The 12,771-nt window shown below is 42.2% G+C and carries 13 protein-coding genes and 1 pseudogene; 5 read left to right on the forward strand and 9 right to left on the reverse strand.

The window, feature by feature from the left end:
• Positions 1–495 precede the first annotated feature (495 nt).
• Positions 496–1,308 (forward strand): 2OG-Fe(II) oxygenase, encoded by an 813-nt coding sequence (locus tag D3222_RS08840; RefSeq protein ID WP_118985826.1) that lies wholly within the window; start codon positions 496–498, stop codon positions 1,306–1,308.
• A gap of 4 nt (positions 1,309–1,312) precedes the next feature.
• A complete protein-coding gene (locus D3222_RS08845) occupies positions 1,313–1,948 on the forward strand; it encodes a LysE family translocator (RefSeq protein WP_118985827.1) in 636 nt (211 codons plus the stop codon).
• 46 nt (positions 1,949–1,994) lie between these two features.
• Here D3222_RS08845 and D3222_RS08850 read toward each other — a convergent pair whose 3' ends face one another.
• Both D3222_RS08850 and D3222_RS08855 read right to left on the reverse strand, forming a co-directional pair.
• Positions 1,995–2,384, reverse strand: coding sequence for a HepT-like ribonuclease domain-containing protein (locus D3222_RS08850; protein ID WP_198672770.1), 390 nt, complete (start codon positions 2,382–2,384; stop codon positions 1,995–1,997).
• The gene (locus D3222_RS08855; protein ID WP_112876626.1) at positions 2,362–2,652 is read right to left on the reverse strand and encodes a nucleotidyltransferase family protein; all 291 of its coding nucleotides are present in this window, start codon (positions 2,650–2,652) and stop codon (positions 2,362–2,364) included. The genes D3222_RS08850 and D3222_RS08855 overlap by 23 nt, the downstream gene beginning before the upstream one ends.
• 35 nt (positions 2,653–2,687) lie before the next feature.
• Between D3222_RS08855 and D3222_RS25025 the strand changes: the two genes are divergently transcribed.
• Together D3222_RS25025 and D3222_RS08860 are read left to right on the forward strand one after the other, a co-directional pair.
• Complete coding sequence (locus tag D3222_RS25025) at positions 2,688–2,828, forward strand: hypothetical protein (RefSeq protein ID WP_157975307.1); 141 nt, start codon at positions 2,688–2,690, stop codon at positions 2,826–2,828.
• A 22-nt stretch (positions 2,829–2,850) separates the two neighbouring features.
• Positions 2,851–3,051, forward strand: a pseudogene (locus D3222_RS08860) (hypothetical protein); the annotation flags it as partial.
• Positions 3,052–3,274: 223 nt separating this feature from the next.
• Here the strand turns inward: D3222_RS08860 and ihfB are convergent.
• The 7 genes from ihfB to ansB form a co-directional block, all read right to left on the reverse strand.
• Positions 3,275–3,559: an integration host factor subunit beta gene (ihfB, locus tag D3222_RS08865; RefSeq protein ID WP_118985828.1), complete on the reverse strand. Its 285-nt coding sequence runs from the start codon at positions 3,557–3,559 to the stop codon at positions 3,275–3,277.
• A gap of 65 nt (positions 3,560–3,624) precedes the next feature.
• A complete protein-coding gene (gene rpsA, locus D3222_RS08870) occupies positions 3,625–5,298 on the reverse strand; it encodes a 30S ribosomal protein S1 (RefSeq protein WP_118985829.1) in 1,674 nt (557 codons plus the stop codon).
• Positions 5,299–5,478: 180 nt separating this feature from the next.
• Positions 5,479–6,162: a (d)CMP kinase gene (gene cmk / locus D3222_RS08875; protein WP_118985830.1), complete on the reverse strand. Its 684-nt coding sequence runs from the start codon at positions 6,160–6,162 to the stop codon at positions 5,479–5,481.
• A gap of 168 nt (positions 6,163–6,330) precedes the next feature.
• The gene (gene aroA, locus D3222_RS08880) at positions 6,331–7,617 is read right to left on the reverse strand and encodes a 3-phosphoshikimate 1-carboxyvinyltransferase (RefSeq protein ID WP_118985831.1); all 1,287 of its coding nucleotides are present in this window, start codon (positions 7,615–7,617) and stop codon (positions 6,331–6,333) included.
• A gap of 122 nt (positions 7,618–7,739) precedes the next feature.
• Positions 7,740–8,828, reverse strand: a complete 1,089-nt coding sequence (gene serC, locus D3222_RS08885) for a 3-phosphoserine/phosphohydroxythreonine transaminase (RefSeq protein WP_118985832.1) — start codon at positions 8,826–8,828, stop codon at positions 7,740–7,742.
• Between the two features lie 316 nt (positions 8,829–9,144).
• Complete coding sequence (locus tag D3222_RS08895) at positions 9,145–9,447, reverse strand: type II toxin-antitoxin system TacA family antitoxin (RefSeq protein WP_339367457.1); 303 nt, start codon at positions 9,445–9,447, stop codon at positions 9,145–9,147.
• 302 nt (positions 9,448–9,749) lie between these two features.
• Positions 9,750–10,793: an L-asparaginase 2 gene (ansB, locus tag D3222_RS08900; RefSeq protein WP_118985834.1), complete on the reverse strand. Its 1,044-nt coding sequence runs from the start codon at positions 10,791–10,793 to the stop codon at positions 9,750–9,752.
• 138 nt (positions 10,794–10,931) lie between these two features.
• Between ansB and ycaO the strand changes: the two genes are divergently transcribed.
• Positions 10,932–12,695 (forward strand): 30S ribosomal protein S12 methylthiotransferase accessory factor YcaO, encoded by a 1,764-nt coding sequence (gene ycaO / locus D3222_RS08905; RefSeq protein ID WP_118985835.1) that lies wholly within the window; start codon positions 10,932–10,934, stop codon positions 12,693–12,695.
• Positions 12,696–12,771: the final 76 nt, after the last annotated feature.

Here is a 12,771-nt window from a genome sequence, read left to right on the forward strand (position 1 = left end):
TCATTTCACAAATATATGCGAACAGCTTCGCAAATACAGAAAATTCCACCTGCTAATTACCAACTAAGTGTTATATTGATAGCAAATGCAACATTGCGATACTGATATCAAATAAAATATTTGGTAAGGTTTTGTCTGCATCCTCATTACAGATATAAACACACACTCTAAACCATCATGAACTCACGATAAGTTACATTATCCACTTATTATTATAATTAAACACTAAATTCATTTTTGAAATTATTAACCAAGCCTATAGATTAATAAAACAATTAATTTAATCATATGTAAAACAATAAAAATCATTATTACCAGAGATTACCTCAATTATTGAACACTGCATTAGTGAAACTACTTAAATGAGTATCCAATTTTTGTTTTGTGATTAAGATCGCATTGATTTAACTTGAATGATACTAAATTAATATTTCCATTCTATTTTTATATGGAAAATAATCAAAAAATCATGTTAAATACAATAAGGTGGTTTTTATGAAAAACAAAATAATTGTGTCTGACTCTCTACAAGAAAATTATCTTACTAAATTATTTAATGACGAAGTGTTAGCAATCCATATAAAAAAATATGTTGATAGCGATATCGCAAACAAGCTTTCTGATTTTTTTCTCTCCCATGAAAATCTAGAATGCCATCCTCATGATTTGAAAAAAGGAGATGAAGTTGTTTTAGTTGATTATGGTGTTGATAGAATTGGTCCGTCTTACAATACAACTTTTGGTCACCCCAAAGATAGCGATAGCTATAAAAAATATTTTGAAAATGCGTTACCTGCCATCAGAAACGTCAGAAATTTCTGTGCTCCAATGTTAGCCCCTTTCGATAAATTTCGTTTAGAACTGGACGAAGTATGGTCCGCAGGGGCCAGTATTGCCAACTTTGAAGGTAAAAAGATGCATGCTGGTATTGCCAGAGTGATGAACAGACCAGAACGCTCTTTCATGGTTGAAAAACAACCTCATTTTGATGGACTTCAACAACAATCCGTCAATTTGTTGGGGCAATTCTCAGTGAATATATATATAAAAATGCCTGCAACTGGAGGAGAGCTAGAGCTGTGGGATGTTCCTGAGATTCCTATCACCAAGTTAATTGAAGATAATGCAGAAAATGATTGGCGAGGCACGCTTCCGCCATCTGTCCTTATTAAACCAGAACAAGGAGATTTGATCATAATAAATACCAGGAAACCCCATGCTATTCGTAGTTTTTCCGAAGGGTGCAGAATATCATTACAAAGCTTCATTGGATTATCACTAAATAAACATCTCATGTTATGGAATTAATTATATGGTTGATGTAATCGGTACATTAGGAACATTTTTTCTTTTAGGATTGGGAGCTGCGGCTCCCGTTGGCCCTATAAATATAGAAATTATGCGTAGACATTTGAATATCAGTTGTCTTCACGCAGTAGTTTTTGGTTTAGGTGCTTGTTTTGCCGATATAATTTATTTGTTACTTTTGGGCTTTGGTATATTACAATTATTTTCCAATACTATTTTTATGCCTATTTTGGGTTTTTTAGGGGCATTAATGGTCATTTGGTTTGGTATTACCAGCTTCATAAATAAGAAAAGTGAGGAAAATATCAATATCATCTCAAAACCCTATCATAGGCAATTTTTTGATGGTGTATTGTTAACACTATTAAATCCATATAATGTTATTTTTTGGCTGTCTGTCAGTGCACAACTCAACAATATTGCATCAGATAAATATAGTTTAGCTATTGGTGCAATAGGGACCATTATTGGCGTTATTGTTTGGGTTGCCTTTATTAATGCTATTATATTTTTCTCCAGGAAAATGCTCAGTCATCGTGTTATCAAGTTTATTAATTACACCAGCGGTGTTATTCTCATTATGCTTGGAATCTATTTCTTCTCATATTCAATAACATTATTTAATCTGAATTTTCATTAAATCAGGAAATTCCATGCCTGAGGCTCGAATAACGTTTTTAATCAAACTAGATTTCGTGGAGATCCTTAGGCATCACTTCTAGAACTTGCTGGTAAAGCCCCGGTAGAGCACTATGGATAGTTTTCCAGACAATCTCAAGATCCACCTTGAAGTAGCCATGAGCCAAAGCACTACGCATATGGTAAGCGAACGACAATGGCAATTCAGGGTGGTTAGCAACGGCGAAATTGTGATAGTGCTTCCCAATGTTGTTACTGGCCTCGCCGATGATCTCGAAGTTACGGATCACGGCGTCCTGCACCAACTGGTTGTTTAGGAACGCCAGTTCATCCATGTCTTCCGTGTAGCTGTCGATACGCTTGATGGCTTCTAGGATGTGCGCCAGATAGTCGACAAGACGCTGTTGACACAGCTCATACAGGCACAGCCTCGGCAAGAACGGTCGCCCTGAATTTCTCTGGTAGTGCCTTCGGAGTCAGCACATCCACTGGCACACCGAGCAGTTGCAACAACTCATGCCGGATCGCGCCAATGTCAAAGAGGGTGGTTTCCGGCGTCGGATCAATCAAGATGTCCAAGTCACTGTCTTCGGTGTCATCACCGTGTATAACAGACCCGAAAACACGGGCATTACGAGCACGATGAGATTCCACTACGCGACGGATAGCCTCCCGATTGGCGGCTAAGACTATTGATGGTTTCATGCCGTTAACTCCGCAACAAAATCTGGTTTTATAATATGGTGGCACCAAGAGGAAAGCAACACCAAAACCCACTTTCCATCATCAATGTCGGTGACAAAATCCGTGTTTTTTCTGATGTTCATGACGCAGGAAAATCGCATGAATTGAAGCTTTCTTATGAACGTTTCTTCTGTTGAAAAAAGAAGTACGGCTGTAGTACTAAATAAGATAGAACGGTTATGGCAATCGCTCCATGAGACAGTGACGCGAAATCATAGTTGTCAATTTATGTGGCAGTTGCTTAATTATGTTGATGCCTTGTTGAAATCGTTTTCATCACAGCAAAAACCAATTAGCAGGATTCATGGGGTAGGTTTTCTCAGTATAAAAATCAGCTCTTTTTATATGAGCCTTGATTAGATCAAAAAAGTGCTGACCAAAAGGCCAGCACTTTATTATGAATCTAAAACAGCATCGAAATACTGTTTAGAATAAGCAATAACTTGTTATACCCTTCATCTTTCAAGCTGCTGCTTTGTTGGCTGCTTTCACTCACCCCAGTCACATCGTTATCTATGCTCCTGGGGATTCGTTCATTTGCCGCCGCGCTACAACTCGAAATCTATTAGGTATATCTTCAAACTTAATCGTAGATATTCACGCGATCACGTAACTCTTTGCCAGGTTTAAAGTGGGGAACGTATTTACCTTCCAATTCCACTTTATCGCCGGTTTTAGGGTTACGGCCTACGCGCGGAGCACGGTAGTGAAGAGAAAAACTGCCGAATCCGCGCACCTCTATACGTTCACCATCTGACAATGTTATTGCCATGTGGTCGAGTATTTCTTTCACTGCATCTTCAACGGTTTTGGCCGAAATATGAGATTGCTGGCCAGCAAGTCTTTCAATTAATTCAGACTTGGTCATAAGTACCTCCCTAAACTACCGCACCTGGATAACACTTCCGTGTTATCCACCGTTATTCACTTGAATTATTCGCCTTTCGCTGCTTTGAAAGCTTCAGCCATCGCATTGTTAGCAAAGTTTGCGTCTTCTTGTTTGTTCACAGAAGCGATAGCGTCTTTTTCGTCAGCTTCGTCTTTAGCGCGAACAGACAGATTGATAACGCGGTTTTTGCGATCAACTCCAGTATATTTAGCTTCAACTGCATCACCCACGTTCAGAACCAGCGTTGCATCTTCAACACGGTCACGAGAAGCTTCTGATGCACGCAGATAACCTTCAACGCCGTCAGACAATTCTACTGTAGCGCCTTTAGCATCAACCGCGGTCACTTTACCAGTCACAATAGCCCCTTTCTTATTCACAGATAGGTAGTTATTGAATGGATCTTCCGCCAGTTGTTTAATGCCCAGAGAGATACGCTCACGCTCTGCATCTACTTGCAGAACAACAGCCGCGATTTCATCACCTTTTTTGTATTCACGAACTGCTTCTTCGCCAGCAACGTTCCAGGAGATATCAGACAGGTGAACCAGGCCATCAATGCCGCCATCCAGACCAATGAAAATACCGAAGTCAGTAATAGACTTGATCTTACCTTCAACACGGTCATTTTTGTTGTGAGTTTCAGCAAATAACTGCCAAGGGTTAGCTTTACACTGTTTCAGACCCAGGGAGATACGACGACGTTCTTCGTCGATATCCAGAACCATAACTTCCACAACGTCACCAACGTTAACCACTTTGGATGGGTGAATGTTTTTGTTGGTCCAGTCCATTTCTGAAACGTGTACCAGACCTTCAACGCCTTCTTCGATTTCCACGAAACAGCCGTAATCAGTCAGGTTAGTTACGCGACCAGTCAGTTTAGTACCTTCTGGATAACGCTTAGCGATTGCTACCCAAGGATCTTCGCCCAGTTGTTTCAGGCCCAGAGATACACGGGTACGTTCACGATCAAATTTCAGTACTTTAACTGCGATTTCGTCGCCCACATTAACGATTTCACTTGGATGTTTAACACGTTTCCAAGCCATATCAGTAATGTGCAGCAAGCCATCAACACCGCCCAAATCAACAAATGCGCCGTAGTCAGTCAGGTTCTTAACGATACCTTTAACTTCCATACCTTCTTGCAGGTTTTCCAGCAGTTGATCACGTTCCGCACTGTTTTCAGATTCGATAACAGCACGACGAGAAACCACGACATTGTTGCGTTTCTGATCCAGTTTGATGACTTTAAACTCAAGCTCTTTACCTTCCAGGTGAGTTGTATCACGAACTGGACGAACATCAACCAGAGAACCAGGCAGGAATGCGCGGATACCGTTGAGTTCAACAGTAAAGCCGCCTTTTACTTTGCCGTTGATGATGCCGGTAACTGTTTCTGCGTCTTCGTAAGCTTTTTCCAGCATCAGCCATGCTTCATGGCGTTTTGCTTTCTCACGAGACAGAACAGTTTCACCGAAACCATCTTCAACAGCGTCTAGCGCAACATCAATTTCATCACCGACCTGGATTTCCAACTCACCCTGAACATTTTTAAACTGTTCTACAGGAATAGCGGATTCTGATTTCAGACCTGCATCAACCAATACAACATCTTTATCAATAGCAACAACGATGCCGCGAACGATAGCACCCGGACGAGTTTCAATAGATAGCAGGGATTCTTCAAAGAGTTGAGCAAAAGATTCTGTCATGTTAATGATCTTCAAGATTTTAATTTAACGTCCATTTAGCTTCCCGCCGAATGGGGTTGTTTTACATGCCCTGCTACAATTCCCTGTAACAGGGTTGTTTGGTTTGCGAAAAAATTCGATACCCGAGTACCTAATTTTTAGTACATCGTCATCAATTATAAGCTAAAAACTTAAAATCGCTCAGGTAATTGAGAGAATTTTTTTCGCATAATTTAGCGCCTTGTCGATAACTTCTTCGATAGACATACTGGTTGAATCCAATATTAATGCATCTTCAGCCGGCGCTAACGGCGCAACTGCCCGGTTACGGTCACGGTAATCACGTTCCTGTATCTCGGACAAAAGACATTCAAAGTTAACACTAAAGCCTTTTTCCTGCAACTGTAGCATACGTCTGCGTGCGCGTTCTTCTGCACTGGCATCAAGAAATATTTTTACCGGAGCGTCGGAAAACACCACAGTTCCCATGTCACGGCCATCTGCAATCAAGCCCGGTGCAACCCGAAAAGCACGCTGACGCCGTAACAAGGCTTCACGAACTCGTGGGAAAGCAGCCGCCTGCGAGGCAGTATTGCCGACCGTCTCGGTACGGATCTCATTACTGACATCCTCGCCCTCAAGCATCACTCTGAGATTCCCTTTTCCAGGGACAAAGCGCACATCAAGATTAGCAGCCAGAGGAACTAACGCGTCTTCAGACTGGATATCCACCTGATGATGAATCGCTGCCAGTGCCAATACTCGATAAATAGCGCCTGAATCAAGCAATTGCCAGCCTAAAGCCTCTGCCAGTGCCTGACATAACGTTCCTTTACCTGCACCGCTTGGCCCATCAACAGTTATTACTGGGGCTATCGCCACCATTATTGTTCTCCTTTAGCATGGCAAGTTAATACGTCACCAGATGCTGAATATTTACTCAGTAAAATAATCAATATCTGCCGCACTCACAGAGTGAACGAAATAAGCGCATGCCATGTAGATAGATTTTGATCAAAGAAATACGCTTTATTAAATCATAATAATCGATAATTATGACTTTCGCTGGCTTAATCTCTCCAATTGATTGAAATAATCAGGAAAGGTCTTTGCTGTACAACCTGGATCGAGAATGGTAACCGGTATATCGGACAGCGCCACCAACGAGAAACACATCGCCATTCGATGATCATTATAGGTACCAATTTCAGCAGGTAATAATCTTGGTGGCGGTGTGATGCGAATGTAATCAACGCCTTCTTCCACTTCCGCACCGACTTTACGCAATTCAGTTGCCATCGCATGGAGCCGATCCGTCTCTTTTACCCGCCAGTTGTATATATTGCGAATGACGGTCTCCCCTACCGCAAACAACGCAGTGGTTGCAATGGTCATAGCAGCATCAGGGATCTCATTCATATCCATATCAGTGCCAGTGAGGGTACCACGTTCACATTCAACAAAGTCATCGCCCCAACGAATTTTCGCCCCCATTTTTTCCAGTACATTGGCAAATTTGGTATCTCCTTGAAGGCTATTTTTACCAATTCCGGTCACGCGCACAGTGCCACCTTTAATTGCCGCGGCCGCCAGAAAATAGGAAGCAGAAGAGGCATCACCTTCAACCAAATAGTGCTCCGGAGAAACATATTGCTGTTGGCCTTTAATATGGAAAATCTGATATTGATCGTGATTTAAGGTAATACCAAAACTTTTCATCAATGCCAGAGTGATATCAATATAAGGTTTGGAAACCAATTCTCCCTCAATATGAATCTCAGAATCATGTTCCGCCAATGGCGCTGCCATCAGCAATGCGGTCAGAAATTGGCTGGAAACCCGGCCATCTACCGTCATTTTACCGCCAACAAAACCCCCTTTGATGTGTAACGGCGGATAATTTTCCTGCTCCAGATAATCAATTTCTGCTCTCCCTTGGCGCAAAGCATCCACCAGGTGACCAATCGGACGCTCTTTCATTCGGGGTTCGCCGGTAAGAACGACGTCATTTTTGCCCAGGCATAACGCGGCGGTTAGAGGGCGCATTGCCGTGCCGGCATTACCAAGAAACAGTTCTATCGGGCCTTTATGGGTAATCAATCCACCAATACCGTCAACTTCACAACGGGTACGATCATCAGATAAACGATAACTGACGCCCAACTCAGCCAAGGCATTGAGCATATGGCGAATATCATCACTGTCCAACAAGTTAGTTAAGCAGGTAGTACCTTTGGCGAAAGCCGCCAATAATAGTGCACGGTTGGAAACACTTTTTGACCCTGGCAGGTTAATAGTTCCACTAATGGAGGAAATAGGTTGTAGCATCAAGGATTGCATAAATAACGGGCTCTCCGATTCTCGATTACGTTGTTTTAATTATTGAGTCATTTTTACGTTTGAGGAAATATTTTTTACCTTGAATAGGCCGGGAACCATTGTTCCCGGTAATAGTTGGCAAATTAGCCGTTACGGCGCTCAAAATCAGCCATAAAATCAACTAAAGCCTGAACCCCTTCTATCGACATCGCATTATAAATAGAAGCACGCATACCGCCGGAAACCCGATGCCCTTTCAGTGCCTGCAACCCTTGTGCGTCAGCCTCTGCCAGAAACTTGCCGTCCAGTGAGGCATCCGCCATCTGGAACGGTACATTCATCAGAGAACGATTTTCAGGGACGACTTGGTTACGGTAGAAGCCACTGTTATCAATGGCATTATAAAGTAACTCCGCCTTAGCTCGGTTACGTTTTGCCATCTCTTGTACCCCGCCTTGTTCTTTCAGCCATTTGAAGACCAAACCAGAGAGATACCAGGCAAACGTCGGCGGGGTGTTAAACATGGAGTCATGCTCTGCCAGAACAGCATAGTCAAGAATAGACGGGGTTTCTTCACGGGCTTTGCCTAATAAATCTTCACGCACAATAACCAATGTGATACCAGCAGGACCAATATTTTTCTGCGCTCCCGCATAAATCATACCGTAACGACTCACATCCAATGGCCCGGAAAGAATAGAAGAAGAGTAGTCGGCAATAATAACTTTATTATCGTTAAAATCTGGCTGTTCATGAATGGCGATACCATCAATAGTTTCATTCGGGCAATAATGAACATAAGCCGCATCATCGCTCAATGACCATTCACGCATTGGTTTAACGCCTTTCAAGCCATTAATTTCGGTTTTGATATTAATCACATTCGGCGTGCAGTATTTTTTTGCTTCTTTAACTGCACATGCAGCCCAATAACCGCCATCAATATAATCGGCTTTAACATTGTCACCCAATAGGTTCATTGGAATAGCGGCAAATTGACCGCGGGCGCCACCATGACAGAACAATACCTTATAGTTTTCAGGCACTGATAATAAATCCCGCAGATCATGTTCAGCTTCCTTTGCCACTGCGATAAATTCCTTACTTCGGTGACTAATCTCCATAATTGAAGTCCCAATACCATGCCAGTTACAGAGCTCCTGTTCAGCTCTACGCAATACTTCAACCGGTAACATAGCGGGACCAGAACTGAAATTATATACCTGATTCATTTACCTCACCTTATTCTGACGAAATAACAATGATTGATAACAATAAATAATCTGATATATCGGTTGTACCATTCCCATTTCATTGCTGCAATGGTTATTCAAACGTTGAACAAAACTACCGCAAAAATAGCCAATAAACTTGTTCATTCAGCGCTATTACAGGTGAACAGCTTATTTTTTCCCTTTTTTATCCACAGCTATGAGAGGAAGGAATAATGTGAATGGCGAATCGGGTAAAGCAATAAAACTATGATATCGGTAAAACCGCACTGCATTATCATCTTTTGCGTCAACAAGCACTCATTCTGACCGTAATTCATTCTGATCGTAACGAAGAGCGGTGCCGTGCAAATGCACGTTCAAGCGCCGGAGTCGATTCTGGTGGATTCAGCAATGCCTGCGCAAAACATTCCTGATCGGCCAGAGACAAACCGAGTACTTCTGACTGCTCAATTGCGCGCTGCGCGGCATCCTGTGCAGCAGACACAACAAAATCAGTCATAGTACGCCCTTGAATTTCAGCGGCCCGTTTAATCAGGGCATGTAGATCAGGACTCATACGCGCCTCAAAACGCGCGGTGGAAGTAGCGAAATGACAATATAAGGAAACAATAATAATTCCTTATATGCTCACCATCTAAACCCGCTCACTTTTTAATTCTATAGACCACTGCACTGGTTTGAAATGTAACACATCTTATTAATAATAAAAAATAAATAAGAGCCGTTTTATTGACTTAAATTAAATTGTTGTGTGAATGAACTATAGATACCTCATCCACATTATGAGTAAACGCTTGCGCCAACTCCGCATCGGGCTCAGCCCACCTGTTCTTATATTACACAAAAGGTATTTTCGGAAGAAAAAGAGGAAATATTAGGGCGCATTTTGCACCCTAATTGTTATCTCTGAATCACAAATTAATATTTCACAAACATCTCGTGAATTTTCACCGGATCACGTGTTTCAGTCAGTGCTAATTGTAAAAGCACTCTGGCCTTTTGCGGATTCAAGCGTTCAGAAGCGACAAAACCATATTTACTATCATCCACTTCCGCATTCTGAGTAACATATCCTACCGGTACACGGCTTGATCTGACGACCACAACCCCATCTTTAGCCGCCAGGGACAAGGTATCGAAAATCGCCTTGTACATATTACCGTTACCTACACCAGCACTAACAATGCCTTGGTAACCCGCACTCAGAAACGCTTTTGCTGGCAAATCAGACGCGTTGGCATAGTTATAGACAATGCCTACTTTTGGCAATTTATCCAGTTTACTGACATCAAAAATCGCCTTATTGGCTCTCGGTTTAGCGTCAGCGTAATAATTGACTTTGCCATTATGAACAAAGCCTTCAGCTCCAGCATTAATTGGCTGGAACGCCTGAACTTCAGTGGTGCTCATTTTCACCACAGTGCGCCCACTGATCACCGCATCATTCATTGCCATTAACACACCACGTTTGGCAGATGCTGTATCACCCGCAATAACTACAGCGTTATATAGATTTAACGGGCCATCGGCGCCAAGCGCTGTAGATGGACGCATCGCTCCAACCATGACAATGGGTTTCTGGCAGTGGGTAGTCAGATCAAGGAAGTAAGCGGTTTCTTCCATTGTGTCGGTGCCGTGGGTAATAACAAAACCATCGGTCTTATCACACTCAGCGTTGATTTTTTTCGCTAATGTCAACCATACCTGATCATTCATATCTTGCGAGCCAATACTCACCACCTGCTCACCTTTTAGGTTGGCGATATTTTTGATATCAGGAACAGCATTGACTAATTCATCAATAGCAACTCTTCCAGCAACATAGCTGGACTGGGTTGCGGACTTACCGCCACCCGCAATCGTTCCTCCGGTCGCCAAAAGTGTAATATTTGGTAAAGCAAAAGCAGAACCACTAATTAATGCCAATAAACTGGCTAAAGCTGTGTGTTTCACCTTTTTCATGCTTCTTCCTTAATAAAAAATATCCTGTTAGATTATGGATGATGATAACAATAAATCTGTGATACATACCAGACTTTAGCTACTGAAAAAAAACTCGTATGATGAGCGCCCCATAACGAGCACTCATAAGTGAATACCATGACGCAAACCTTTATTCCCGGCAAAGACGCCGCACTGGAAGACTCAATCAACCGTTTTCAGCAAAAACTGCAACATCTTGGTTTTAATATTGAAGAAGCTTCATGGCTGAATCCGGTTCCCAATGTCTGGTCAGTTCATATCCGTGACCGCGATTGTCCTCTCTGTTTTACCAATGGCAAAGGTGCCAGCAAGAAAGCCGCTTTAGCTTCTGCTTTAGGGGAGTATTTTGAACGCCTGTCAACTAACTATTTTTTTGCTGATTTCTATTTAGGCGAAGCTATCGCTAACGGTGATTTTGTCCATTATCCCAATGAAAAATGGTTTGCTTTACCAGACGATGATTCTCTGCCAGCAGGCATTCTGGATGACCGGTTACACCAATTTTATAATCCTGACAATGAGTTATGCGCCAGTCAGTTAGTCGATCTGCAATCAGGTAATGCAGAGCGTGGTATCTGCTCACTGCCATTCACCCGTCAATCTGATAACCATACCGTCTATATTCCGATGAATATTATTGGCAATCTCTATGTTTCCAATGGTATGTCAGCTGGCAACACGATGAATGAAGCCAGAGTTCAGGGGCTATCTGAAGTTTTTGAACGCTATGTGAAAAATCGTATTATCGCCGAAGGCATCAGCCTGCCAGAAATTCCCCAGGAAGTGATGAATCGTTATCCTGGTGTTGTTACCGCTGTCAGTAAATTGCAGGATGAAGGCTTCCCGCTCTATTGTTATGACGCTTCCCTCGGTGGGCAGTTCCCGGTTATTTGTGTGGTGTTGTTTAATCCTAATAATGGGACTTGTTTCGCCTCTTTTGGTGCGCATCCTGAATTTGGTGTAGCACTGGAACGTACTGTGACCGAATTATTACAAGGACGCAGTTTGAAAGATCTGGATGTGTTCAATGCGCCGACTTTCGATAATGAAGAAGTGGCAGAACATACCAATCTGGAAACTCACTTTATTGATTCGAGCGGTTTAATCAGTTGGGATTTGTTTAAACAAGATGCTGATTATGCGTTCTCTGACTGGAATTTCAGCGGCACCACCGAAGAAGAGTTTACGACTTTGATGGCTATCTTCAAACAATTGGATACTGAAGTTTATATTGCGGACTACGAGCACCTTGGTGTTTATGCCTGCCGTATTTTAGTTCCGGGAATATCTGATATTTATCCTGTGGAAGATTTACATCTTGCTAATAACACGATGGGAATCCATTTGCGGGAAACTTTATTAGCGTTACCGGACAGCCAATGGCAAGCCGAAGAATATCTGGCCCTGATTGAGCAATTAGATGAAGAAGGTTTGGATGATTTTACCCGTGTCCGTGAGTTGCTTGGTATTGCGGTGGGTAAAGATAATGGCTGGAGCAATTTACGGATTGGTGAACTGAAATCCATGTTGGCACTGGCTGGCGGTGATTTGGAACAGGCTTTAATTTGGGTAGAATGGACCCAAGATTTTAACGCCTCAATCTTTACGGCCGAACGCACTAATTATTATCGCTGTTTGCAAACCCTGCTTTTACTTGCTCTGGAAGCGGATAAAGCGCCTGCACAATATTATCAAGCATTCGTAAAAATGTACGGGCAAGATGCGGTTGAAGCAGCATCAGCGGTTATTTCTGGTGAACACTGTTTTTATGGTCTGTGGTCAGTTGATGCAGATTTAAAATCACTGCCCGCTCATCAGACTTTATTGACTGCTTATGAGAAGCTGCAAAAAGCAAAATGCGATTTCTGGAACGCAAAATAAAATTGTAGAAAAGACAATTCATAATTAAAAGTAAAATTCAGGTTAAATTAAATTTATTTTTAACAACAAATAAACA

This window comes from Photorhabdus sp. CRCIA-P01 (assembly GCF_003545805.1).
GTDB classification, from domain to species: Bacteria; Pseudomonadota; Gammaproteobacteria; order Enterobacterales; family Enterobacteriaceae; genus Photorhabdus; species Photorhabdus antumapuensis.